This window comes from Pseudomonas sp. NFACC13-1 (assembly GCF_900104425.1).
Classification (GTDB): Bacteria; Pseudomonadota; Gammaproteobacteria; order Pseudomonadales; family Pseudomonadaceae; genus Aquipseudomonas; species Aquipseudomonas fluorescens_AA.
This window is the reverse complement of sequence record NZ_FMXV01000041.1, coordinates 18,609-44,635: the sequence shown is the minus strand read 5'-3', so window position 1 is coordinate 44,635 and position 26,027 is coordinate 18,609. Positions and strand designations below refer to the sequence as shown.

The following is a 26,027-nucleotide window of genomic DNA, read 5'->3' as shown; positions in this document are numbered from 1 at the left end:
CTTGACGCCCAGCTCACGCAGCATGGACCGGATCGAACTGCGGAAATCCGAGAAATCATCGACGATCAGAAAACTTTTTTGGTGGTACGCCAGCATCGAGGATGTCCAGGCAAGTAAGAAAATAACCCAATGGCATAACAACGAAACGCCGTGTCACAACCCCGAGGCGCGCAGATGATAGCCACCAGCCAGCAACGTTCAAGGGATTTCAGTAATCGCTTGGTCTGGCTGTGTCGTGACGCACATTGCGAGCCAAAACGCAGGAGACAACAGGGCTCATCGGGTTATCGGCAGCAAATGGCGTTCCGTTAAGGGGAAGGTGTGGGAGAAACCGAGTGCAGAGAATCAGACCGTGGCGAGGGAGCTTGCTCCCGCTGGGCCGCGCAGCGGACCTGTTTTTTGGCGGCGGCTGCGCAACCGAGCGGGAGCAAGCTCCCTCGCCACAAAGGATGATGTCAGGCTTCATCCCTCAAACAATCAGCAAATAACTTCACCCTCACCATTCACCCCCTCCAATAGCATCCCTCTGAGACCCGCGCGCTCCAGCCGAAGCTTCACATCCTCGCTAACGATCAATGCCCCCAAGTGTTTCTTGATGCGAAAAATATGTTTTCCCTGGACCTTGGCAGGATCAATGACGAGATTCAGAAAAACGCTGTATTCGCCAGCTCGATCAGGTCGTACGGGATCATTGACCTCATATTTTTTGTAAGCGGAGCGTGATTCGTCTACGCAATCCAATTGGGTCTCGACAATCATCACATAGTAACGATCATGAGCTTGCTCGCCTGCAACCGCCAAAGGCTCGAGCACGACATTCATATACGGTTCATCAACGTCGGGAACGCCCAACAATGCATCCCTGGCTTTTTCACTCAAGACCGGCACAGAGGCATAGCCAGCCAAGGAAAAATCCAGACTCACACCTTCCTCACGAACCTCAAGGGCGTAAGTACATGGCTCCATGTACTCAGAAGGGGGGTCGATGAAGAGCCAGTTGTTGCAGTGCTTTATATCTCCCAAATACCAGCGTTCAGGAAACCGCACATCTTCCCGCAACAAGTAATACTTCATTTCAGCTCACCGCGTGTCGTTGCTTAACTGAAAAAAGGGTCGCGCCTTCGTCTAAAGCCCGAAGAAACGCTCGTAGGCCGTCTCCACCTGGACAGCAAGCTGATCAGAAATGATGACCAGGTGTTCTAGCCCAGCCGTCTCTGCGGACAATAAAGGGCTCGACACCGCCGGAACAGTTAAACCTAGCTGCTGTCGGACCTGGAAAATCGCGTGGACCTCCACAGGCAACAAATCGAAAGGCGCATATTTGAATTCAGGGTCCCAGGTCCCGCCGGCGTCTTCAGCGTGGGTTAAGTGATATTGACATAGCTCTTGCAGTGCATGGGCAAGCCCTTGCTCATCTGTCCATTCGTCTATCACGTTTTGATAAATCCCCAGATCCATCGACTTGATCTCTGGAAGCGTCTCTCCTTGCGAATAGACTGAATAAAGCCAGAGCATGAAAGGTTCGAATCGACGCTGTTCAAGATAGCTGGAATCCACGGCGCCATTGATAGTCAGCATTCCGGCCAGCACATCGGCCACGGACGCGGCCAGATCTCGACGATCAGCCACTATCAATCCGGCCAGCAAGCATCCAGCAATGCTCAATTGGTTAGTCAAATTGGGGATGGTTTTGATGCCTTGAAGAAAACTCGTTTTTGAGAAAGTCTTGGCGTTGAGCATCAGCGCCCAATAACGGTACATCATCGAGCGTGAGACGTCTTCCCAGCCAGAAGCCTCTCCATCACTGACCGAGACTTCGCCCCGAATGCCGTAATATGTCGCCAGCATCCCCAACGAGTCAGCAACATTGTTCAATCCGCTTAATGAGTCGCTGGCAAGATCCTCATCAATATAGCCAAACTCTTGAGCCATCAGGCCTTCCGACTGGGAAAGCCAACGACGGTGCTGATCAAGCCGGACGTTGATTTCATCCATTTCGATACACTCCTTTTACACCAGCAAGACGTCCTTCCGCTTACCGTGCTCACTCAGGACCGCATCTGTCGAAGGATCGTTAAGTGAACCTCTAAATTGCACTTAACCAACTGATCCAGCGAAGCCGCCCCTCCAAAAAACAATGCAGGCTCAAAGCCATAGACCTCACGCTCGTCAAGTGCACCCAACTTCTCCAGCGCCCGCTCAAATAGAAACTCACCTTGATGATCCTCCAGATCATAACGCTCTTTATCAGACATAGCGAAAAATGTCTGAAGGGCGAGATCCGGATCTTTATTAGGCGTTTTCAGCTTATTCATCAACGCGACGATAGAGCCCGTCGGACATGAAACTACAATTTTCTGGTTGTATTTCTCCCCCCAAGCATAAAGAGTCCCAAACGCGCTTCTTGCAATAACGTGGTAATTATCTATCTGTGGAAATTCAGTACCCGCGAGCCACATATCGAGCAGATGTTTATACTCATCCGGGTTCACTGTCCAGAAAAGGCCATTGGCATATCCACACCAACCCTCCTCCTGCCAATATTCAAGCAGCGCGTCAGGGAGCACTTTACAGTACTTCGCAATTTGGGAGTCAGACACCTGTCGATGAGATGTCGCCTCCCCCATCACGCTGATGAAATACTGGAAATCTTCATCCCTCACCTTGCCGACGCTCCTTTGAGTAGCTCTGAAAATAAAGGGGACAGACAGAGCAATCAAATGAATCCGCCCCCTTTTCCCTCAAGGGAGAACCGCCGCATCGTCACGCGCTTCGACAAGCTCGCGAAAAGTTATGCGGCGATGGTCTCACTGGATCGCGCCATGCGGTGTTTGAGACAGTATTTTTCGTACAGTGCCTAGTCCCCTTTCCCTAAACCAGCCCCAAGATCGGCTTGATCCGCTCGTTCATTTCTACAAAGGCTTCATAGGAGATACTCGGGTCATCGTTGAGCACCAAATAGACCCCATCCATCAGCCGTTCGGCCATAAGACATTTACCTTGCAATCGTGCAATTACTTCATCGGGGCCATAGCCTAGGGCGCGCTGGCAAAGCGCTGCATCCCAGAACTGCGCGGGGTATAACGTATAAATATTGTTGCGCCCATCAACATCTACTGCCTCGTCTTCACGCAACCGATTATAAATCGAGTTATCATCATTCAATCCTCCCTGATAATATAGACCATAAAGATCGTAGGATACTTGAGCCTTATATCCTTTAAATGCCTCAACCACTTTTGGCAAATACTCATTCACAACAAGACCATAATCAATAGCCTTATTTGACACCTTAAACCCAAAACGCAAATGCTCGTCATAGGAGGCCCTATCCTTATATATGTATCGCTCACCACGATACGCATAGTCCCCCACAAATCTAAGCCCTCTGATGGGAAGTTTAACTGTATAGGTAGCAACCAAACCATCACCGCAACTCGGCGCAGCCGGAAGTTCAAGACCCGCAAAGCCTAAAGGAGCACCAATCTGAGACATCCTATCCATGACTTCAGCATGTCGCTGATCTATAGTTAGAGCTCCGTCAGGACGCGCATAAATCCATAGTTCTATATCTGCTGCACTCATGGGGTTCTTGTCCTAGTACTAATAATTTTGTCGAAACCATTGGATCTAATGAAAGCCTTGGCCTGCGCCTCAACCTTGGGATTCGGAAATTCATATACAACTTTATATCCTGGATTCTGATCCAAGGCAGATTTCACACGCTGCAAAGTATCCATAACCGACTTCTGTGTTGAAGGGCTCCAAATAGCCAACTTTGTCTTAGCATCAATTAACATAACAGACGAACCATCAGCAGCCTTCTCAATTCCGTCAAACTTAACAAAATTGACACCTTTTTCGTTAGGGTTGGTGTAGCGCAGAGCTGGCACCCCTCCTTTACCGGTAGCTAAATCAGTAAACGCACCATTGGTACCCGCCTGAAAGTCCTGTGCATCTGGTTTTCCTTTCGGCCCTTCAGCAACATAAATCAGGCCTTTATTTTCACCCCCCAAGGCTCTTGCCTCAGTCTCGGTAAGTACCCGGGTATTGAGGTTTGGCAGCAAGTCATCGGCCTTACTTCCAGGCCCTTTTGCCCCAACACTATACTCCCCCGGATTCTCAACAACCTTCCCATTAACGGTCGTCGTGCCAGGGCCATACCCCCCCTCAAGTTTCCCGCTATACGCCCCCTCCACGCTGCTCCACTGCACCGGCTTACCAGCCGACGCTTCGGCTTTGGCAATTTTGGCCATATCGGCCATCTTTTCAAGCCCTTCCGCCCCCACCCTGATCCCGGTTTTTGCCAGCGCCACGCCGCCTTTGGCTGCCGTACCCACGCCCGTGGCAATACTGCCAACCTGCCAGACGAGCTCGCCAATATCCTGGCCCAGTTGCACGGCGCGGTCGTCGCCGCCGTTTTCCAGAGCGTCTTTCACGCGGTCGAGTTTGGCGTTGAGTTCGTTGACCACGCCATCGCCGAACTGCTTGCGGGCCTCGGGGTCGTTGATCAGGGCTTTGAGGCCGTTGATTCCGTCAACCGGATGGAGGAGGAATTGCGCCAGGCCCTCGACGTCGCTCCAGCCCGCTTGCACCAGGCCTTTGCCCACGCCGAAGCGGGTCAGTACGTCTTGCTTCTGGTTGATGTACCCCCATTTGGCGATCACTTGCGCCTTCGCCAGCAGCCCATCGGCCTCGCTGTATTCCTTCTCGGCCTGGACCAATTGCTGGGTCGCCAGCCAGTTGTTGTCCACGGCGGCGCCGGCCGCGCTGGTGGCGGTGGCCGGGTCCAGCGAGGAGCTGGTGGCCGCCAGCCCAGTGACGATGCTGACAATCAGGTTACGCTTGGCTTCACGCTGGGATTCGCTTTCATCGGGGCTGGCTTCGGAGAACAGGCCGGTGAGCAGGCTCGATGCCGCCGCGCCCGCGGCACCGCTGCCACAGCTCTGGCTGCTGGCGGCGGCACCCGCGCAGGCGACGATGCCGTGCAGGGCGGCGTGCAGCGGCGAGCCTTCGGTGAGCTTGCCGTCCGCCACCAGGTCGCCGATGTAGCCGGCGCCCTGCTGTTGCACGTAATTGACCACCAGCCCTTGGACGAACGCACTGTTGCCGCCACTGATGTTGCCGCTGGCCGCGCCCACCAGGGCGGTGGTGATCTGCCGGTAGGTACCGCCCGCGCCCCACTTGTCGGCAATGCCGCTGGCTTCGGCATTGAGGCGCTGAGCATTGCCGAGCAGCGCCAGGCGTTCGGTGTCGGTGAGTTGGGCGTTGGGATCCAGGGCCGCTGCCTGAGCCGCCTCGGCCTGTTTGCGCTTGAGGTCGACTTCCTTGGCCTTGTTGGCGAGCAAGGTGCTGGCCTCGTTGGCGAACGCTCCGACGATCTCGAAACCGGCACGGATTTCGTCTTCGTCGAAGATCGGCTTGAGCGTGTTGGTGGTGTCGCGGTCGCTGGAGACATCGCGGTTGAGGCTGGCGACGGTTTGCTCGCCATTCTTGCCGGTGCGCTTCTGTTGCTCGGCATCGTTGCTGATGACGATGGTGCCGCCGCTGATGCCGCTGCGGGTGACACTGCTGGCGTCGTCGCTGGCACTGATGGCAATCGGCATGGTGGCGCTGAGGTCGTTATCGTTCTTCGGCAAATCGGTGCCAGGGGTTTGCGTGCCGCCGCTGGTGGCGTTGCCCTGCTGGTCCTTGCCGACTTCGCGATAGCCGCCACCGACGCTGACGGTGCTGGCGTCGTACTCGGCCTTGTTCTTGATGTCGCGGCTGGTGAGGCTGGCGGTGACCAGGCGATTCTTGCCGTCCTGCACCGCCTTGTCGCTACTGGCGATGATGCCGCCAACCAGGTCGGTGTTGCCACCCACGCGAATGTCGAAGCCGTCGTCCCCGGCCTTGATGCCCGATTGCTCGGTCACGCTGGCGTAGTTGGAATCGATATCCGTGGCACCGAAGCTGCCACTGGCACCGCTGACCGAACTCATGCCGTAGCAGAACGGCGGAATGCACAGGCTGATGCCAAAGCCCAGGCTCTTCTCATCGACCACGTAGGTGTTGGTGTCTTGCAGGCTTTCGATGTTCAGGTCGCCGCCGATGTCGGCCAGGACCTGTTTGCCACTGGCCACCGCGCCTTTGAGGTTGGTGTCGCCGCCGGAGGCCAGCAGCAACTGGTTGCCTGCCTGGACATGGGTATTGGTGTGGGTGAGTCCATCGCCATCCGCCTGGCCGCGACTGCCGGATGCTCCCAGGTCCAGGGTGAAACCGTTGCGGGTACCGCCCAGGGAAAAGCCGATGCCGATGCTCGCGCTGGTGCCTTTGCTGTCGGTTTCCTGCTTGTCGGTATTGCGCGCGGCGAGCAGGTTGATGTCACCGTCCGCCAGCAGGCTGGCGTTGCGTCCGGCCTTGATCTCGCTGCCTTGCACGGTGATGTCGCTGGCGGCCCCGGCGCCCGTGGCGCGCAGGCGGATGTCATTGCCGGCGGTCATGGTCGAGCCGGCCGCGCTGTCGCTGGTGTAGGTGGTCGTGCTTTCGTTCTTCTTGGTGCCCAGCGACAGGCTGATGTTGATCCCGCCCGCCGAACCCGGGTCCATCGCCACGGCGGTCGCCGCGTTGTTGGCGGCCAGCACGGCAGTGGCGGCGGCCAGGGCCTTCATGCGCCCGTCGTCGGTTTTCTCCGACGCATGTTTCATTTGCTGGGACGTCTGGATCGCGCTGATCACCGGGTTGGTCACGGTGAGGGTGAACCCGGTCTGCTTGAACAGGGTTTCACGCTCGCGTTCGCGGGTGTTGCGCGCCTCGACGACGTCGATGGTCTGCGCCGTGACGTCGATGTTGCCTTGTGGCGCCGACACCTGGCTGCCCACCTGGCGATAGCCCTTGCCCGCTTCGATCAACACATCGCCGGCGGTCGAGCCGACGGTGCTGGCCGCAGCCGTGTGCTCGGTGGTGAGGTCCTTGACGCTCTGTTGCTGGGTCCCCAGGGTGACGGCGATGCCACCGCCGCTGAACAGGCCGCTTTTCTTCACGGACTTGTCGTGGCGCTCGCTGCTGCTGGCGGTGTCGGCTTCGATGTTGACGTTGTTGTCCGCCACCAGAACCGTCTGGGTCGTGGACACCACGTTGCTGCCCTTGAGGTTGATGTCGCGACCGGCCTGCACATAGGTCTGCTCGCCACTCAGGGTGGAACCTTCGACCGAGGTCTGGCTGATCGTGTCACGGGTGGTGGTGGTCTTGCTGGAGAACATCCCGTTGCTGCCTTTGACCTTGTGCGCTTCATCGGCGAACTGGTAGTTCTGGCCGGCGGTCAGGTTGACGTCGCGCTTGGCCTCGGCGAATACCGCGCCTTGCTCGCTGGTGACACGGGCGGCGCGGGCGTTAAGGTCCTGGCCCGCGCTCAAGCGCACGTCGCCCTGCCCTTGGACCAGGGAGCCGACTTCGGTCCGGCTGGCGTCCTTGCGCCAGTTGCTGCCGTTCCAGGCCAGCCCTTGCTCGTGCGCTTCGCCGACGGTGGCCAGGTTGATGTTCTTGCCCGCCTCCAGCAACGTACTGCCGCCCTTGCCGGCATTGACCACCTGGGCCCCGGTGAGGTTGAGGTCGTTGCCGGCGCTCACGCCCATCGTGCCCTGGGCGCCGCTGACGAACAGCCCGGCGACCCGCGACAGGTTGGTGCGGGTGCCTTGAGCACTGCTGCTGTCCCGGCTGCTGGAGATGACGTTGATGTCCTGCCCGGCCTTGACCGACAGGCTGTCCACGGCACCGATCAGGCCGCCGAGGTTGTTGAGGTTTTCCCGCGCGGTGAGCGCCGCCTTGTCGGCCTGGATACGCCCACCGAGGTTCTCGATGTTCTGCGCGGTGATCGCCATGACGCTGCGCCCGGCGAGGCTGCCACTGTTGACCAGGTCGCCGGCGATGTTCAGGTTCAACTGCTGCCCGGCAATCAGGGCGCCGGAGCCGTTGAGGTCGCCTTCCTGGACCCGTACGTACACTTGCGGCACCAGCACGTTGCGGGTGTCGCCGTTGGCCAGGGTCACCTGTTTCTGCACCAGCCAGACAATGTCGCTGGTCAACTGGGCCATCTGCGCGGAGGTCAGGGCCACGCCGGGCACCAGTTGCCACTGGCTGGCGACGGTCACGGCGTTGTCGATCAGGGCACGGTATTGCACTTCGTCATTGGCGTAGCCGTCGAGGAAACGTCGGCCGGTGAGTTGCGCCACTTGCTCGCGAATCAGCTTCTGCTCGTAGAAACCGTCGCCCAGACGTTGTTGCGTCAGTGCCGGGTCGACTTGCAGGCGCTGCAACATGTAGTCCGACGACAGCCAGGTGCGATAGCTGGCAAAACGCGGATCGGTTTCGATCAGGTAGCTGCTGGTGCTCTGTGGGTTGGTGCTGAACAGGCTGTTGTTCGGCAATGCCAGGGATGGCCCGCCGCTGCGGATCTGCTCGGCGACGCCCTTGCCGTTCAGGGTGGTCTGGGCCGCGACCTGAACGATGGGTGCCACTTGATAGGTCCTGTCGACCGGGGCGCTGACCGTGCCTGTGGCGGCTACCTGCTCGCTGACGGCCTGTGCGGTGCGGGCACTGATCTGGGTGCCGGTCCCGTTGCCAGCGGCGTTCTGGGCGAACACGGTCGGTTGCAGGGTGATGTCCTGGATCAAGGGGGCAGGCGTGTAGGCCGTGACGGCTGTTCCTTGGCGGTCCCGGCCCTTGCGCTGGATGCGATAGAAATTCGTAGCGGTACCACTGTCGGTGGTGGTGCGCTGGCCGGTCAATTCGGTGTTGGTCAGGCTGGCAATGTTGGCCTGCAACAGCCCACCGGCGATGATGCGGCTCTTGTCGTTGAGCACATCGCCTGCGTTGATTTGCATCGTCCCGCCAGAGAGGATCTGCGCCGGCGCCGAGGTGGCGATCTGGGTTTCCTGGACCACGCGGGTGTAGTCGTAGCGGTTCCAGTTGTCTTTGCGCCCCTCAGGCGTGTAGAGGTAAAGGACCTCATCGTTACGCAGGGAAATCTGGTCACCCTGGTAGCGGTTCGGCGAACCGCTGAGCTGGAACTCCTGCAAGGCCGTGCGGCTGACTTCCACCTGTTGGGTGCTGAAGTGTTCGTTGGTGTTGCGCACGCTTTGCACATCGAGCGACAGGTTGCCGAGGGCCTCGATGGTCGCGCTGGCGTTGGTTAGCAGTTGGGCCCGGTCCTGGGCCTTGTCAGTGGCGCTCAGCGCACCGCCGATGGCGAGGTCCCCGGCACTGAAGATCAGCGCCCGTTCGCGGTTGTCCAGGGTGCCGGTGCCAATGTCCAGCGACTCGCGGGCGGCGATGGTCGCGGCGATACCGTTCTCATCGCGGTTGCTCAGTGTCGAGGTGGCGATCGCCAATCGATCACCGTACAGGCGCCCGGTGCCCAGATTATTCAGCGACAGCGCTTGCACACGCACTTGCTGGCCGTCGATCAGGCCACGGTTGGTCAGGCTGTCGTTGATGTTCAAGCGAACCTGGCCGGCGCTGATCTCGCCGTTGGTGGCATTGTCCAGCGTCTGCGAGTGCACCAGCAGGAGATTGCCCGCCAGCAGTTTTCCGCTGTTGTTGAAAGCCCCATCGGTGCTCAGGTCAACCTTGTTATTGGCCTGGATCTGTCCACTCAGGTCCAGGCCACTTTGCAGGCTGAACGTCAGGTCGCCCAGGCTCAGGGCCCGACCGGTGCCCGCGTAATAGGCGGCGTTGAGGGACAACAGGCTGCCGGCGAGCAAGGTCCCGTCGAGGTTGTGCACCGACTGGCGACGTTGCGCCGGATCGCGGTCGGTGATGGTCAGGCCCGCCCCCGAGGAAATCAGGCCGCCCTGGTTATCCAACGCCTGGCTGACGCCGATGGACAACCCTTGGTCGGCGCGCACGGCACCGGCCTGGTTGCCGAAGGTGTTGAGCGCCAGGCTCATGGTGCGACCTTCGAGCCCCTGGTTGGCACCTTGGGTGGCGCTGTTGTCGAGCACGTCGGCAGTCACGCCCAGGGTGCCCGCGCTGCGCACCAGTCCGCCCTGGTTGTTGAGGGTCTCACCCAGCACCAACTGGACATCGCCGAGGCCCTGCAACTGACCGCCGCGGTTATCCACCCGGGCGCCTTCGACCTGAACGCTCTTCTGGCCAATGATCTGGCCGCCGCTGCCGTTGGTCAGGTCGGTGGCCTTGAGCACCAGCGCGCCCTTGGCTCCGAGGAAACCGGCGCTGTTGTTGAAATGGGCGCTGTGGATTTCCACCGCGTCCTGGCCGCTGATGCCCTGGGTGGTGCCGGACTGAAGGTTGTTCAGCGCCTGGCTGCCGGTGTCGATGAACAGCCTGCCCTTGGCCTGGATCAGGCCCGCCGCGTTGCGCAACTCACCGCTGCGCAGGTCGAGGGTCGCGCCGGCATTCAACGTGCCCTGGCTGTTGTCCATCAGCAGGCCGTGGCTGTTCAGGTCCAGGGCCTGGCCACTGATCACCCCGCCCTGGTTATTCAAACCTTGGGCCGACAGCGTGATATCGCCCAGTGCTTCAAGGCGCCCGCCGCTGTTGTTCAGCGCATCCGCCGAGACACTGACCAGCAACCCGGACTTCACCGAGCCCAGCACGCCGTTGGTGTTGTTCAACTGCCCGGCGATGATCTGCATGCGCTGGGTCGCGGCCAGCGTGCCACCGATGTTGTTCAAGCGATCGAACGTCGCGTCCAGCTCACCGCCGGCACTCACCGTGCCTTGGGTATTATCCAGCGCCTCGCCGCTGACCTTTGTCGTACCGCTGGCGGCCAGCGTCCCGCCGCCGTTATTGATCTCTTTGTCGGCCGTGACGGTCAACGCACCGTTATCGGTGGCGAGGACTTTGCCGCCCTGGTTGTTCAACGTGCCGACCTTCAAAACCACCGCTGCAGGACCGCTGACTTGCCCGGCCTGATTGTCGAAGCGTTCACGGGCGGTGACCTGCAACGGTTGCGCGCCGGTCTGGAGAATGCGCCCACGCTGGTTGGACAGGGTCGTGGTGTCGAGCGTGATCTGTTGACCTTGGGTCAGGCCGTCATCGACCACCACCTCACTGGCCTTGACACTCAACTTGCCATTGCTCGCCAGAGTGCCTTTGCTGCCGGCCAACTGGTTGGCCTGGATGTCCAGGGTGCCTTTGCCGGCGTGCTCGACCTTGCCGTTGCTGTTGTCGAGGCGATTGGCGCCAAGCTTCAGGTTGCCGGCGTTGGAGGCTATACGGCCACCGCTGTTGTCGAGCGTGGCGGCGACGCTGATCGACGTGTCGGCGGTGCCGGTCTGCACCAGTTCACCGCCGGCATTGGACACATCCCGCGCACTCAATTGCAGGTTGCCAGCGCTGACTTTGGCCGCATCGGTGCGCAGGGTCTTGGCCGCTTTGGCGGTCAGCACCTGGGTCGCATCGACTTGGCTGCCACTGAGGTTGGCATCGCCGGAACTGGCCGTCAGCGTGACGTTGCTGCCCAGGGTCTGGCTGCCACTCAGGTCCAGGTCAGCGGCCTCGACGCCAACATCGCCGCCGGCAAGGTTCTGGCCTTGCGCCTTGATCGTGGTGGCCCGTAGCGCGAGGTTGCCACTCTTGCCCAGCTTGCCGTCCGCGCCAACGCCCGCCGCCAGGCTCGACGCCTCGGTGCTGCGAATGGTCTTGGCGGTGAGTGTGGTGTGGTTCTGGCTGGCAACGGTGCCGCCGTTGTCGATATCACCGATGCTGTCGAGCTTCAGGTCGCCCTTGGCGTAGAGCGTGCCGCTGTTGTCGACGCTGGCGGCAGTGATTTGCGTCGCCGTTGCGCTGCTGATCGCCCCCTGGTTTTGCAATTTGCCGTCGGCGCTGATCACCACCTCGCCAGCCATGGCGCCGATCTGCCCGGCATTGCGCACCCCCACGCCGGACTCCGTGCCCACCAGCATGATCTTCCCGGCATACATGCCGCCGAGCTTGGCGACGTCGATGGCAACGGTGGGTTTTTCTCCCTCGGTGCCCGGCAGCGGCGTGGCCTGGGTGTTGTCGGCATTGACCTGATTACGTCCGGCGGTGACCTTCAAGTCGTTGGCCCACACCCCGGCGTTGACCTGCACCGAGCGGGCAATCAGGTCCGTGTAGTCGGCCTCGCGGGCATCCAGGCCTTTGCCTTCGATGTTGATCGCGCCGCCCTGCACGGTGTAGCCCGTGATGCGACCGTTCTCCAACTGCGCGCGGCCGGTGCTGAGGGTGGCCCGGTCGGCGTTGATGAAGCCGCAACCGTTGCAAGTGATACCGGAGGGGTTGGCGATGACCACTTCGGCACGCTGGCCGGCGACTTCGACGTAACCGCGCAATTGGCTGGGGTTACTGGAGTTGACTTCGTTGAGGATGACCCGCGCGCTGCCATTGCCCAACATCGGGTTGCCTTCGATCCAACCGCCCAGTTTCGTCTGGCTGTTGCCTGTGCCGTTGTTGAGAATCACCCCCCGGCTGTCGACATCGAACTGGTTGTAGGTGTTGCGCGAGACCCCGCCGGCACTGGGCGCGCGGATATTCACCTGCGGCGTGCCGTTGGCGCTTTGTATCACCGTCGGTTGTTGGCCAGCCGGAGCGCCTGGATCGGCGACGATGGTGCCGGCCCAGGTCGGTGCGACGCTCAAGGACACCAGGCCGATCGCTGTCATCACGGCAAAGCGCAACGCCCTCAATGTCGCCGTGCAAGCCGCTGCGCCCGTCGTCGGCCCGGAGCGGGTCCCCGGCGCCTTGACCTGGCTGGTGACGTTCTCGGCTACGACCATCAACAGGCCGCGGGCCTTGTTGAAAACGATTCGGTACAGATGCTTGTTCATAGCAATTCCATTTGCGGAGCCTGCCCGCACGACCAGTGGTTGGAGTTACGCTTTGACTGCCAGCGGGTGGGCGGCAAACCAGGCCTGGGCCTGTTCGGGGATGACCCCGATCCCTTGGAATGTCTTGACCCGCAGGCCACGCTCGTCGCCTCGGTGATAGAGGGCTCGAGCGCAGCGATCGATGAAAAGGTGACGTTGCAACAAGCGGCTCAACACCGCCGTGTGGCCAAAGGGGGCGACCCAGTCGTTGAGCCAGAGACGTTCGCCGCTGTTCCAGTCCTCTTGGCTCAGCGCCAGCGGCGACTGGCGCAGGTAACGTTGCTCTGCCGCCTCGTCGAGGTTGAGCCAGGACAGGTAGAACACCGGCTTGCCGTGTTCAGAGCCGAGCACGAACTGGCGATGCTTGAGCGCCGGCAACAGCAATGTCGGCAAGGTGTGCAACGGCGCATCGCGATGGGCCTTGGAATGCATCCACAACCAAGTGGCGGAGCCGAACACCGCAGCTTCGCTCCAGGGTTCGTCGATCAGGCCAGGAGCGATAATGTCTAGCGTCTCGAACTGCATGGGATCACCTCAGAATGACCAGATGACGGTGAACGCGCTGGTCACGTTGGCCGTCTCGAAACCATCGGGTTTCTTCAACGGCGTACCTACCGACCAGTCATAGGACAGGCCCTTGTAACCGCCGCGTATACCCACCACGGCCCCCGCCAGGCGCTGGCCGATCAGGAACTCACTGGACTGGCCGCTGACTTCGCCATAGTCGATGCCGGTGTAGAGCTCCTGGCCGGTCTGGCCCAGGGACAGGCCGATTTCGTTGCGCAGGGTCCAGCCACGGTCGGCGGAAAGAATGTTTTCACCATCGAAGCCGCGCACGCTGTAGCGCCCGCCGATGGAGAAGCGGTCCTGGGGCACCAACGGCGTACGGTTCCATTGCGCGCGCCAGCCACCGATGTAGCGCAGGCGCTGATCGCCGACCTGGAACGGCACCTGCAATTGGGCATCGGCGGTGATGATCTGCGAGCGTGACGTACCGGCGTCGAAATCTTCCTCAGGTGCCCTGAGCGCGTCGTGGGCACCGGTGCCACGACGATAGGCAACGCCCAGGTCAAGAATCGAAGCGCCAATGAATTCCCGATGGTCCAGCCCCAACTGCCAGCCGGCCATGCGGCGTTTCTGGTTGCCGATTTCGGTGTCGTCGATGAAGTTCTCCGACGAGCGCGTCCACAGGCTGCCCCAAGCGGTGGTCTTGCGAACGGCGTCGCGGTACAGCAGGCGTGACAGGCGCAACTCGTTGTTACGACTCTCGCCTCGGTACTGATAGGACTGGTTAGCGCCGGCGACAGACTGTTCGTAGTTGTATTCGCTGCTGGTGAACCCCAACTGCCAGTAACCGAACGGCAGCGAATAATGCAGCGTGTTGCCATCGGAACCGCGGTGCCCGGACTCGCCGCCGCCCAAGTCATGGTTGACGCTGGCGTAGAACAAATCGTTGAGCGACAGCAGGTTGTCCAAGGACAGCGATACGTTGCCCTGGTATTTGCCCGTGCTCTTGCTGCCGGAATTGTCCACCGACAGGCTCACCCGGGCGGGGAACCGCTGGCTCCAGGCGATCACCACGTCGCTCTCACCGGGCCTGGCGTCGGCGGCACGGGCTGGCGCGATCTTGATGTCGGCCTCTGCGGTCGGCACGCGCTTGAAGTTCTCCAGCGCCTGTTCGATGTCGCGCAAGTTGAGCAGATCGCCAGGATTGGCCGGCATCGCGTTCCAGGCATTGGCGCGGGCGCTGGTACCCTCCTCGAAACGAATCTCGCGAATGCGCCCTGGCACCAGGGTCAACACCAGCACCCCGCTGTTCAAGTCCTGGGCTTCGGCGAGTACGCGAGTGGTGACGTAGCCGGCCTCGATGATCGCATTCTGCATGCGCTTCATCGTCAGGTTGATCCCGCCACCGCCGAGGCAACGACCGATGGCGGGATCATCCTTGGGATTGGCGGCGCGCAACGCCCACTGGAATTTTTCCGACGCCTCGCCGATCAGGCGGATGTCATTGATGGCAAAGCAGGGACTTTCCTTGGCGGGCAAGCGCTCGGCACCTTCACCCACGGGTGCTGCCTGCAGACGCACGTCGGGCCGGGACTCCAACTGATCGCGCAAAACCCGTTCGCGCTCTTGCTGGCGCAGCAGTTCTTCTTCAGGTCCGGCCGCCTGCGCAGCGCTCCACGCGCCCGTCATCCACGCCGCTATCAGCAGCAGGGCGAGACGCTTGGCGTTCTGTGCGGATGAACGGGTTCCACCAGCACAACGGCGAGGGCTGTTCGGTTTACGCGTTCGGCAGGGTGCGGCTGGCTGCATGTCACATCCTTGTGGCCTGAATCGAAGACATGGTGAGTCAGGCCCGCCGGAAGCGGCATTGACACTGACACAGATAAATAACGAGGTACGTAATCCATCGGAAACGAAGGAAAAGTCCTACAACGTACCGAGACGGTCTGATGGCAGAGAGGGGAGAAAGTTTCCCGTGACCGAAATATGTTCGATACAAATGGGTAAAAATGGGCAGTTGGTCACAGCTTGGGGGAATGAGGCGCTGTGCGAGGCATGAACGGCAAGCCCAAGCCGAGGTTGAATCGTACGGGGGATGTGGGATTCAAGCAGGAAAAGTCAGCGGCAATTGCGCTAACCCACTGTTTATAATGGTGTCCCAGGGCAGGTTCGAACTGCCAACCTTCCCCTTAGGAGGGGGATGCTCTATCCAATTGAGCTACTGAGACACGAGTCGACCACGAGAAACGCGGTGCACGGGACGGCGTGCATGGTAACGACCTGCCCTGCGTTTGTCATGTCGTCGCTGTTTTTTAAGTGTAGGCAAATGGTACCGCCTGGAAGACAGACAAGGCCTTAGCGGCCGAGGATGACCACCATTCATCTGTCCCAGACTCGTTTATCCTAGTAAATCGGCCATTTGCCACTATCCTGTACAAGACAGGGACGGCAGGTGCTTTTGTCCATTTCCGTTATCCGCCAGACGGTATGGCACAACGACACAATTCGACGGTCACAAAATGCGAACCTGTTGTTTTTTTCCAACCAGTCCGCATTTTTTGATGAAAGGTGCTGGCATAACGCCTTTACCCGGATCAGAATTTGTCACAGAATTGGCGCCAATGATCTGGCAATTTTGAGGCATGATGCGGGCCTCTTAACAATTCAGGTTGAACATTTGGCAGTGGAGCTTGTCCTATCGACATCCTGCGGCCAATCCCGAGAACCGCTCCCCTGAACTAACCGGTTAAATAAATATGCGCCCAATGACAAAGGCAATTTATTCCAGCCGTACGGCTGACAAGTTCGTCGTACGTCTGCCAGACGGAATGCGGGAACGCATTGCCGAGGTGGCTCGTAATCATCATCGCAGCATGAACTCTGAAATCATTGCGCGCCTGGAGCAAAGTCTGATTCAGGAAGGTGCACTGGGTGAAGAGCTGAGCATGCGCCTGGACAGCCCGGAGCTGTCTTTGCATGAGCGCGAGCTGCTTCAACGCTTCCGACAACTCTCCCACCGTCAGCAGAACGCCCTCGTTTCGCTGATTGCCCATGACGTAGAGATGGCCGCAGAACCGACCTGATCACAGCCAAAACACTCAAGCCAGCCTCGTGCTGGCTTTTTTGTGCCTGGCGTTTGCCCAGGCCCGATAGAAGCAATTGCTGGTGACCTCATATCGGTCAATCACCCGCAGCCCCATGTGGGAGCAAGCTTGCTCGCGATAGCGGTAGTGCCATTGCATAGCGGCTGGACCTGCCGGTTGCTCTTGCTTTGGACGCTCGATCTCGGCGCCCCACCAATCGAAAAAAGCTCAAAAAAAACGGCGCTTCCCATTTCTGAAAGAAGCGCCGCTTTTTTCCAAGCGAACAGTTCTACGCCAACAGGCGGGTTTCTCGATGAGCGACTCAGAGCAGGAAAATCGTCGCCAACCCCAGGAAAATGAAGAACCCGCCGCTGTCGGTCACCGCGGTAATCATGACACTGGCACCCATGGCAGGATCGCGCCCCATACGGGCCAGGGTCATGGGGATCAAGACCCCCATCAATGCCGCCAGCAGCAGGTTGAGCGTCATTGCGGCCGTCATGACCACCCCCAGCGACCAGCTGCCATAAAGCAGATAAGCCACCACACCAATCACCCCCCCCCAAATCACGCCATTGATCAAGGAGACCGCCAGTTCCTTGCGCATCAATCGCGACGTATTGCCGGTGCTGACCTGGTCCAGCGCCATGGCACGGACGATCATGGTGATGGTCTGGTTACCGGAGTTGCCACCGATACCGGCGACGATAGGCATCAGCGCCGCGAGCGCCACCAGCTTCTCGATGGAGCCTTCGAACAGGCCGATGACCCGGGAGGCGACAAACGCCGTGATCAGGTTGATCGCCAGCCAGGCCCAGCGGTTACGCAGGGACTTCCAGACCGAGGCGAAGATGTCTTCTTCTTCGCGCAGACCGGCCATGTTGAGGACTTCGCTTTCGCTTTCCTCACGAATCAAGTCGACCATTTCATCGATGGTCAGACGGCCGATCAGCTTGCCGTTCTTGTCGACCACCGGTGCGGAAATCAAGTCATAACGTTCGAATGCCTGGGCCGCATCGTAGGCGTCTTCGTCCGGATGAAAGCTCACCGGATCGCTGGCCATGACCTCGGCCACCTGCTTTTCCGGGTCGTTGACGAGCAAACGCTTGATGGGCAGCACGCCCTTGAGCACACCGTCGTAATCGACCACGAAAAGCTTGTCGGTATGGCCTGGCAGCTCCTTGAGACGACGCAGGTAACGCAAGACCACTTCAAGGCTGACATCCTCGCGGATCGTCACCATCTCGAAGTCCATCAACGCACCGACCTGCTCCTCGTCATAGGACAACGCCGAGCGCACACGCTCACGTTGCTGGCCGTCGAGGGCTTCCATCAGTTCGTGGACAACGTCCCGTGGCAGTTCGGGCGCAAGGTCGGCGAGTTCGTCGGCGTCCATTTCCTTGGCCGCCGCCAGCAACTCATGATCATCCATGTCGGCGATCAGGGTTTCGCGAACCGAGTCCGACACTTCGAGCAGGATGTCACCGTCTCGATCAGCCTTGACCAACTGCCAGACCGTCAGACGCTCTTCCAGGGGCAAGGCTTCAAGAATGTAGGCGACGTCGGCGGAGTGCAGGTCATCGAGCTTGCGTTGCAGCTCGACGAGATTCTGCCGGTGGACCAGGTTCTCGACCCGGTCATGATTCGGGCCTTCCTGGCGATGCGTCAGGTCTTCGACGACCCGTTGGCGCTGCAGCAGCTCAACGACTTGAGCGAGACGATCCTGAAGGCTTTCCTGCGTTTTTTTTACTTCTACTTGGGTCATAGGCGAACTCCACTCCCAGCAGTGGAGCACGCCGGAAGGATCAATCAGTTAATTCATGATTGGCAAAACTAAATATTGAGTAACTACTGGGTAAGTCCATGGAGATATTCCAAAGCCCCGGCGGGGCTGACGGGCGCAATCATACACCGCTTGACGCTTTAAAACGCTAAAAAATCATGGCAAGAACAAGCGCTTGCGAGACAAACCTGAACGCAGGCTGAACCTTGCGCTTTACGACGACTTATCCGGAAAAGAAAACACACGCCTCGACAGGAATGCGGCGTCTACCCTGTTCTTCTGCACCGTCAAGGAGGACGACCGGATGCCCATCAACCACTACCTGATCCTGCTCGCCAGCCTGCCCTGCCTGCCTTTGTGGGCCGCCGGGCAAACCGTGCATCGCTGCGAAAGCATCGCGGGGCACGTGACATTCACCACCTTGAGTTGTGGCCCGGGTGAAGCCCTGTCACTCCAGCAGATCCATCCCTACAGCCCAGGTTCGATCGAGCCGACGACCGAGGCGATGCTGCCCGAAGCGGAGCGCTGGCAAACATCCGGCAACACAACCACCCGCAAGGAGCCGACCGTGGTCGGCCAGTTCCAGGACCGCTGCGGGAACCTCATCGATGCCAGGCAACGCCGCGATGCCATTCTGGAGCGACGAATCGTCGTTGGCATGAGCCAACAGGACGTCGAGAGCGCCCTGGGCAAGCCAGACTCAATCAAGATTCGGAATTCGAACACACGGTATACCTACAAGGCGAAGAAAGGTCGCAGCGCAGAGGTCGTGTTCGATGAAAGGGGGTGCGTGAAAGGCAAATCATAGACAGCAAAAAGCCCGCGTTAAACGCGGGCTTTTTGGTGTTTGGTGCACTCGACAGGATTCGAACCTGTGACCGCTCGGTTCGTAGCCGAGTACTCTATCCAGCTGAGCTACGAGTGCATTTGTTGCCGCGCATTATAGGTCGTCAAATCCTTTTGTAAAGCGCTTTTTTCAGTAATTTCAAACACTTACTGATCAAGCCAGGTTCTGACGCACTAAACGAATAATGGCGGAGAACGGGGGATTCGAACCCCCGACACCCTTTTGAGGTGTACTCCCTTAGCAGGGGAGCGCCTTCGGCCACTCGGCCAGCTCTCCGCAACACGGGGCGTATATTAACCACCTTCATCCCCGTTTGCAAACATAAAAATCGATAAAAATTAATGGCTTGGTTCGTCGTCCTTCTCTTTCTTGATACGCAGGTAGATTTCCTCCCGGTGTACAGCAACCTCTTTCGGGGCGTTGACGCCGATACGCACTTGGTTTCCTTTGACGCCGAGCACGGTCACGGTGATTTCGCCATCGCCAATAATCAGGCTTTCTGCACACCGACGAGTCAGAATCAGCATACCTTTCTCCTCACGCAATTCACTTAAGGGACAACAGTCTGCAAAAAAAAGGCATTGGACCTACAACCGAAACGGTCGAAGCCTACAGGCCTAGTATTGACCAGCGCGGGCAAAAGAACAGTTTTGGGACGCGCCATTCAGAAAAACAAAGGGCGCGGTCCAACCGCGCCCTCTGGATAACGCTTTACTCGCCCTGCTGGGCAGCAGCGTCGAGCTCGAAAGCCGTGTGCAGGGCGCGCACGGCCAGTTCCAGGTATTTCTCTTCGATCACCACGGAAACCTTGATTTCCGAAGTAGAGATCATCTGGATGTTGATGCTTTCCTTGGCCAGGGATTCGAACATGCGGCTGGCCACGCCTGCGTGGGAACGCATGCCGACACCGACGATCGAGACCTTGGCGATCTTGGTATCGCCCACCACTTCCCGGGCACCGATCTCGCCAGCGGTCTTTTTCAGGATCGCTTCGGCAGACTGGTAGTCGTTGCGGTGCACGGTGAAGGTGAAGTCAGTGGTGTTATCGTGCGAGACGTTCTGCACGATCATGTCGACTTCGATGTTCGCGGCACTGATCGGGCCGAGAATCTTGAACGCCACGCCGGGGGTGTCTGGCACGCCACGGATGGTCAGCTTGGCCTCATCGCGGTTGAAAGCGATGCCGGAAATGATCGGCTGTTCCATGGATTCCTCTTCATCAATAGTAATGAGGGTGCCCGGACCCTCTTTGAAGCTGTGCAGGACGCGCAGCGGAACGTTGTATTTGCCGGCGAATTCGACCGCCCGGATCTGCAACACCTTCGAGCCGAGACTGGCCATTTCCAGCATTTCTTCGAACGTGATCTTGTCCAAGCGCTGGGCCACAGGCACCACCCGTGGGTCGGTGGTGTAGACACCGTCCACATCGGTGTAGATCTGGCATTCGTCAGCCTTGAGAGCCGCCGCCAGTGCTACGCCCGTGGTGTCGGAACCGCCACGGCCGAGGGTGGTGATATTGCCCTGCTCGTCCACGCCCTGGAAACCGGCGACAACCACGACACGGCCAGCCTTCAGGTCGCCGCGAATCTTCTGGTCGTCGATCTGCAGGATACGCGCTTTGTTGTGCGCGCTGTCCGTCAGGATACGCACCTGGTTGCCGGTGTAGGACACCGCCGGCACGCCACGCTTGATCAGCGCCATGGCCAGCAAGGCGATGGTCACCTGCTCGCCGGTGGAAACAATCACGTCCAGCTCACGGGGAACCGGTTGCTGGTCGCCGCTGATTTGCTTGGCCAGATCGATCAGACGGTTGGTCTCGCCGCTCATTGCCGACAGCACAACCACCAGGTCATCGCCCGCTTCACGGAATTTCTTAACCTTGTCGGCGACTTGTTCGATTCTCTCGACAGTGCCGACCGAGGTGCCTCCAAATTTCTGTACGATCAAAGCCATTTCAAAGCCGCCTCTGCCCATGAAGGGCGCCCAATAAATCACTCAAACAGCGGCCGGGCCCGTCACTAGACCACGAGCCCGGCGACGCTGCCTTAAATACCCTGCTCTACGAATGCAACGGTCTGGGCCAGTGCCGCGTCCAGGGCGCCGACGTCGGTACCACCGCCTTGCGCCATGTCCGGACGACCACCGCCCTTGCCGCCCACTGCCGCAGCGGCCTGCTTCATCAAATCACCGGCCTTGAGTTGGCCAGTCAGGTCTTTGGTCACGCCTGCGACGAGAACGACCTTTTCCTCATGGACACTGCCGAGCAGGATCACTGCGCGGCCGAGTTTGTTCTTCAGTTGATCGACCAGCGCCAGCAGCGCCTTGCCATCCTGGCCGTCCAGACGCACGGCCAGCACCTTCACGCCCTTGACGTCCACCGCCTGGGCCGACAGATCGTCGCCCGCGGCGCTGGCGGCCTTGGCCTGCAACTGCTCGAGTTGCTTCTCCAGCAGGCGGTTGCGCTCCAGCACAGCCGACAGCTTGTCGATCAGGTTGTCGCGACTGCCCTTGATCAGGGTTGCCGCTTCCTTGAGTTGTTCTTCGGCCGCGTTGAGGTACGCCAGGGCCGCGGCGCCGGTGACCGCTTCGATCCGGCGCACACCGGATGCCACGCCACCTTCGCTGATGATTTTCATCAGGCCGATGTCGCCGGTCCGGTTGGCGTGGATACCACCGCACAGTTCAACGGAGAAGTCGCCCATGCTCAGCACGCGCACGCTGTCGCCGTACTTCTCGCCGAACAACGCCATCGCGCCCTTGCGCTTGGCGGTCTCGATGTCGGTCTCTTCGGTTTCCACCGGGGAGTTCTTGCGAATCTCGGCGTTGACGATCTCTTCCAGCGCCTTGAGTTGCTCAGGCTTGATGGCTTCGAAATGGCTGAAGTCAAAGCGCAGGCGCTGACTGTCCACCAACGAACCCTTCTGCTGGACATGCTCGCCCAGCACCTGGCGCAACGCCGCGTGCAGCAAGTGCGTGGCGGAGTGGTTCAGCGACGTGGCATGGCGCACCTCGGCGTCGACATGGGCGGCCACCGGGGCGGCGATCATCAGGCTGCCCGAGGCCAGCACGCCGTGGTGCAGGAACGCGCCGCCGGTCTTGGTGGTGTCACGCACGTCGAAACGCGAGCTGCCCGCCTGCAGGTAACCGCTGTCGCCGATCTGGCCGCCGGACTCGGCGTAGAACGGGGTCTTGTCCAGCACGATCACGCCTTCCTGGCCTTCGCTCAGGATGTCGACCGATTGCCCGTCCTTATAGATGGCAACGATCTTGGCCGAGCCGGTGGTGCCGGCATAACCGGTGAACTCGGTGGCCACGTCTACCTTGACCAGGCTGTTGTAGTCCATGCCGAAGGAGCTGGCGGAACGCGCACGCACCCGCTGGGCTTCCATCTCGCGCTCGAACCCTTCCTCGTCGAGGGTCAGGTTGCGTTCGCGGGCGATGTCGCCGGTCAGGTCCATCGGGAAGCCGTAGGTGTCGTACAGCTTGAACACCACGTCGCCCGGGACCACGTTGCCCTTGAGTTCGGCCAGGTCCTGCTCGAGGATCTTCAGGCCTTGCTCCAGGGTCTTGGCGAATTGCTCTTCTTCAGCCTTGAGTACGCGTTCGATATGCGCCTGCTGGGACTTGAGTTCCGGGAAGGCGTCACCCATCTCGGCCACCAATGCCGCGACGATCTGATAGAAGAAGCTGCCCTTGGCGCCCAGCTTGTTGCCGTGACGGCAGGCGCGACGAATGATCCGGCGCAGCACATAGCCACGACCTTCGTTGGAAGGCAGCACGCCGTCGGCAATCAGGAAGCCGCAGGAACGGATGTGGTCGGCGACCACTTTCAGCGAGGCCTGGTTGTCGTTGGTGCAACCGATGGCCTTGGCCGACGCGCTCAGCAGGCTCTGGAACAGGTCGATTTCGTAGTTGGAGTGAACGTGCTGCAGCACCGCACTGATCCGTTCCAGGCCCATGCCGGTGTCCACCGACGGCGCTGGCAGCGGATGCAACACGCCATCGGCGGTGCGGTTGAACTGCATGAATACGTTGTTCCAGATCTCGATGTAGCGGTCGCCGTCTTCTTCCGGCGAGCCGGGTGGGCCGCCCCAGATGTCGGCGCCGTGATCGTAGAAGATCTCGGTGCAAGGGCCGCATGGGCCGGTGTCGCCCATGGTCCAGAAGTTATCGGAGGCGTAAGGCGCGCCTTTGTTGTCGCCAATGCGCACCATGCGCTCTGGCGGGACACCGACCTCTTTGGTCCAGATGTCATAGGCTTCGTCGTCGCTGGCGTAGACCGTTACCCAAAGCTTTTCCTTGGGCAGGTTCAGCCACTTGTCGGAGGTCAGGAAGGTCCAGGCGAAAGTGATGGCGTCACGCTTGAAATAGTCACCGAAGCTGAAGTTACCCAGCATTTCGAAGAACGTGTGGTGACGTGCGGTATAGCCGACGTTTTCCAGGTCGTTGTGCTTGCCGCCGGCACGCACGCACTTCTGGCTGCTTACCGCACGGGTGTAGGCACGTTTTTCCTGGCCCAGGAAGCAGTCCTTGAACTGGTTCATCCCCGCGTTGGTGAACAGCAGGGTCGGGTCGTTGCCCGGAATCAAAGAGCTGGAGGCTACTCGGGTGTGGCCTTGCTCTTCGAAGAAGCGAAGGAAGGCTTCACGGATTTCTGCGCTTTTCATTAGGTTCTTCCACGGAGGCTGCGGCCAAAGGCCTGTGCAAAACGTCAACAGACGAAGCAACGGCAAAGGGCCGCATTATATCGGCCCTGCGCGTGGGGTACAGCGTGTTTATACGATAGAAACTGTCAATTGCCCCGGTTAGCGGGTCATTGGCGAGAAAATTCGACGAAAGTGGCGACCACCTGGTCGATTTGCGCCGCGCTCACGTCCATGTGCGTCACCATTCGCAGGCGTGGCGCCGCGCTGAGCTTAACGCCCCGCTCATCGGCAAACGCCTTGATCGCCTCGGCCCGCTCACCCATTTGTACGTAGACCATGTTGGTCTGCACCGGCTCGACCTCGTAACCCGCCCCGCGCAGGCCCTCGGCAAGCCGCTGGGCGTTGGCGTGGTCATCGGCCAGGCGCTGGACCTGATGCTCCAGGGCATACAGCCCGGCTGCCGCGAGGATCCCGGCCTGGCGCATGCCGCCACCGACCATCTTGCGCAGCCGGCGAGCCTTGCCGATCAACTCGACGCTGCCGCACAGGACCGAGCCCACCGGAGCGCCAAGGCCCTTGGACAGGCACACCGACACCGAATCGAAATGTTGCGTGATTTGCCGGGCATCGACATTCAACTTGACCGCGGCGTTGTACAACCGCGCCCCGTCCAGGTGCAGGGCCAGGCCATGTTCCTGGGTGAAACGCCGGGCCCGGGCCAGGTACTCCAAGGGTAGCACCTTGCCCTGCATGGTGTTTTCCAGGGCCAGCAGGCGAGTGCGGGCAAAGTGAAAGTCATCGGGCTTGATCGCCGCGGCGACGTGCGCCAGGTCCAGGGATCCATCCGCCTGCACCTCCAGAGGCTGGGGCTGGATCGAACCGAGCACCGCCGCACCGCCGCCCTCGTATTTGTAGGTGTGGGCCTGCTGGCCGACGATGTACTCATCGCCGCGCTCGCAGTGGGCCATCAACCCCAACAGGTTGCTCATCGTGCCTGTGGGCACGAACATCGCCGCGGCAAAGCCCAGGCGCGCAGCCAGTTCGGCTTCGAGGCGATTGACGGTCGGGTCTTCGCCATACACATCATCGCCGGTCGGCGCGGTGGCCATGGCATCCAGCATGCCGGCGGTAGGTTGGGTGACCGTGTCGCTACGAAGATCGATAACACTCATGAATCTGGCCTCGGGTGCTGGTGGGGGAATTCCCTTTCGAAGGGCAATTACTGCGGGCATGGTGAAGAATAATCAAGACTGATCGACGGAAAGCCTGAAGATTATCCAGAACGCCTGTGGGAGCGAGCTTGCTCGCCATGGCGGCAGCGCATCCAGCATCAACGCAAGCTGAACCACCGCTATCGCGAGCAAGCTCGCTCCCACAGTAGGTTATGTGTTAAAAATCCCCCGCTGCCAAAAACCATGGCGGCAAAACGTTCTCAGGGCGGGGTGTAACTCCCCACCGGCGGTAATTGCACGCAACGTGCATAGCCCGCGAGCGCTTGGTGGTACACCGCTTTTTTGGGGTGTAGCGGCAAGGTCAGCAGACCCGGTGTGATCCCGGGGCCGACGGTCATAGTCCGGATGAAGAGAGAACGGGATTGGCACCCAAGGGCCGACTGCGACTGTCTTGTACGCGGCGTACCCTCGAATCCCCTTCGATTCATGACGCCCTGTTTTTCACACAAACAGGAACCAGAACATGCAACCCACTGCAATCGACAGCAAAAGCAAAAGTCATCCGGGCGAGCGCGTCGCGTTCATCCAGGCCTGCTGGCACAAGGAAATCGTCGACCAGAGCCGTAAAGGCTTCGTCGCCGAAATGATCATCCAGGGTTACCAGGAAAGCGACATCGACTTCTTCGAAGTCGGCGGCGCCTTCGAGATTCCGCTGCACGCCAAGCTGCTGGCCAAGTCAGGCCGTTACGCCGGCATCGTCGCCGCCGGCCTGGTGGTGGACGGGGGCATCTACCGTCACGAGTTCGTCGCCCAATCGGTGATCAGCGGCCTGATGCAGGTGCAGTTGGAAACCGAAGTGCCGGTGTTCTCGGTGGTGCTCACGCCGCATCATTTCCATGCCGGGGAAGAACATCAGAAATTCTTCTTCGAGCATTTCGTGCACAAGGGCCAGGAAGCGGCGAAGACTTGCGCCGATACCTTGCACAAGACCCGGGCGTTGCGTCGCAGTGAACAGCGATCGTTAGCGGTCTAAGCCTGGACATTCCCTTGTGGGAGCGAGCCTGCTCGCGATGACGGAGTGTCAGTCGCCATCAATGTCGGCCGATACACCGCTATCGCGAGCAGGCTCGCTCCCACAGGA

15 protein-coding genes, 3 tRNA genes, 1 pseudogene and 1 riboswitch are annotated in these 26,027 nt (G+C 59.9%); of the genes and pseudogenes, 4 read left to right on the top strand and 15 right to left on the bottom strand.

Annotated elements, in window-relative coordinates; genetic code table 11:
* Positions 1–477: 477 nt before the first annotated feature.
* Genes BLQ55_RS29720 through BLQ55_RS29710 form a run of 3 tightly spaced genes read right to left on the bottom strand, consistent with a single transcriptional unit; the run spans position 478 to position 2,663 of the window.
* Positions 478–1,074: an imm11 family protein gene (locus BLQ55_RS29720; protein ID WP_092259090.1), complete on the bottom strand. Its 597-nt coding sequence runs from the start codon at positions 1,072–1,074 to the stop codon at positions 478–480.
* A gap of 51 nt (positions 1,075–1,125) precedes the next feature.
* Positions 1,126–1,995 carry a hypothetical protein gene (locus BLQ55_RS29715; RefSeq protein ID WP_092259087.1) on the bottom strand — a complete coding sequence of 290 codons (870 nt, stop codon included), beginning with the start codon at positions 1,993–1,995 and terminating at the stop codon, positions 1,126–1,128.
* Positions 1,996–2,048: 53 nt separating this feature from the next.
* Positions 2,049–2,663 (bottom strand): GAD-like domain-containing protein, encoded by a 615-nt coding sequence (locus BLQ55_RS29710; protein WP_092259093.1) that lies wholly within the window; start codon positions 2,661–2,663, stop codon positions 2,049–2,051.
* Between the two features lie 84 nt (positions 2,664–2,747).
* On the opposite strand from BLQ55_RS29710, the pseudogene BLQ55_RS32035 reads away from it, so the two are divergent.
* Positions 2,748–2,861: pseudogene (locus BLQ55_RS32035) on the top strand (IS5/IS1182 family transposase); the annotation flags it as partial.
* A gap of 10 nt (positions 2,862–2,871) precedes the next feature.
* Here BLQ55_RS32035 and BLQ55_RS29705 read toward each other — a convergent pair.
* From BLQ55_RS29705 to BLQ55_RS29685, 5 genes are all read right to left on the bottom strand, one after another.
* Positions 2,872–3,585 carry a hypothetical protein gene (locus tag BLQ55_RS29705; RefSeq protein ID WP_092259084.1) on the bottom strand — a complete coding sequence of 238 codons (714 nt, stop codon included), beginning with the start codon at positions 3,583–3,585 and terminating at the stop codon, positions 2,872–2,874.
* Positions 3,582–12,809, bottom strand: coding sequence for a two-partner secretion domain-containing protein (locus BLQ55_RS29700; RefSeq protein WP_256326666.1), 9,228 nt, complete (start codon positions 12,807–12,809; stop codon positions 3,582–3,584). Before BLQ55_RS29700 ends, BLQ55_RS29705 begins: the two co-directional genes overlap by 4 nt.
* 45 nt (positions 12,810–12,854) lie before the next feature.
* A complete protein-coding gene (locus BLQ55_RS29695; protein WP_092205388.1) occupies positions 12,855–13,373 on the bottom strand; it encodes a toxin-activating lysine-acyltransferase in 519 nt (172 codons plus the stop codon).
* Positions 13,374–13,382: 9 nt separating this feature from the next.
* Positions 13,383–15,044, bottom strand: coding sequence for a ShlB/FhaC/HecB family hemolysin secretion/activation protein (locus tag BLQ55_RS29690; RefSeq protein ID WP_092259081.1), 1,662 nt, complete (start codon positions 15,042–15,044; stop codon positions 13,383–13,385).
* Between the two features lie 462 nt (positions 15,045–15,506).
* Positions 15,507–15,583 (bottom strand) — tRNA-Arg (locus BLQ55_RS29685).
* Between the two features lie 528 nt (positions 15,584–16,111).
* Here BLQ55_RS29685 and BLQ55_RS29680 point away from each other — a divergent pair.
* Entirely contained in the window at positions 16,112–16,438 is a 327-nt protein-coding gene (locus BLQ55_RS29680; RefSeq protein ID WP_092205387.1) for an Arc family DNA-binding protein, read from the top strand.
* Between the two features lie 322 nt (positions 16,439–16,760).
* Here the strand turns inward: BLQ55_RS29680 and mgtE are convergent, their stop codons facing one another.
* The gene (gene mgtE / locus BLQ55_RS29675; protein WP_060741018.1) at positions 16,761–18,203 is read right to left on the bottom strand and encodes a magnesium transporter; all 1,443 of its coding nucleotides are present in this window, start codon (positions 18,201–18,203) and stop codon (positions 16,761–16,763) included.
* A 322-nt stretch (positions 18,204–18,525) separates the two neighbouring features.
* On the opposite strand from mgtE, the gene BLQ55_RS29670 reads away from it, so the two are divergent.
* On the top strand, positions 18,526–19,029 hold the full coding sequence (locus BLQ55_RS29670) for a cell envelope protein SmpA (RefSeq protein ID WP_092205386.1): 504 nt from the start codon (positions 18,526–18,528) through the stop codon (positions 19,027–19,029).
* Between the two features lie 40 nt (positions 19,030–19,069).
* Here the strand turns inward: BLQ55_RS29670 and BLQ55_RS29665 are convergent.
* The 6 genes from BLQ55_RS29665 to ltaE all read right to left on the bottom strand — a co-directional run bounded on the left by BLQ55_RS29665 (position 19,070) and on the right by ltaE (position 24,886).
* Positions 19,070–19,146, bottom strand: a tRNA-Arg gene (locus tag BLQ55_RS29665).
* Positions 19,147–19,253: 107 nt separating this feature from the next.
* Positions 19,254–19,344 (bottom strand) — tRNA-Ser (locus BLQ55_RS29660).
* 62 nt (positions 19,345–19,406) lie between these two features.
* A complete protein-coding gene (gene csrA, locus BLQ55_RS29655) occupies positions 19,407–19,595 on the bottom strand; it encodes a carbon storage regulator CsrA (protein WP_003178872.1) in 189 nt (62 codons plus the stop codon).
* A 184-nt stretch (positions 19,596–19,779) separates the two neighbouring features.
* Positions 19,780–21,021 carry an aspartate kinase gene (locus BLQ55_RS29650; protein WP_060741016.1) on the bottom strand — a complete coding sequence of 414 codons (1,242 nt, stop codon included), beginning with the start codon at positions 21,019–21,021 and terminating at the stop codon, positions 19,780–19,782.
* 92 nt (positions 21,022–21,113) lie between these two features.
* On the bottom strand, positions 21,114–23,735 hold the full coding sequence (gene alaS / locus BLQ55_RS29645; protein WP_092259078.1) for an alanine--tRNA ligase: 2,622 nt from the start codon (positions 23,733–23,735) through the stop codon (positions 21,114–21,116).
* Positions 23,736–23,881: 146 nt separating this feature from the next.
* Positions 23,882–24,886 carry a low-specificity L-threonine aldolase gene (ltaE, locus tag BLQ55_RS29640; protein ID WP_092259075.1) on the bottom strand — a complete coding sequence of 335 codons (1,005 nt, stop codon included), beginning with the start codon at positions 24,884–24,886 and terminating at the stop codon, positions 23,882–23,884.
* Between the two features lie 252 nt (positions 24,887–25,138).
* Positions 25,139–25,308, top strand: a riboswitch (FMN riboswitch).
* Between the two features lie 101 nt (positions 25,309–25,409).
* Here ltaE and BLQ55_RS29635 point away from each other — a divergent pair.
* Positions 25,410–25,919, top strand: coding sequence for a 6,7-dimethyl-8-ribityllumazine synthase (locus tag BLQ55_RS29635; RefSeq protein WP_092259072.1), 510 nt, complete (start codon positions 25,410–25,412; stop codon positions 25,917–25,919).
* The last annotated feature ends 108 nt before the right edge of the window (positions 25,920–26,027 follow it).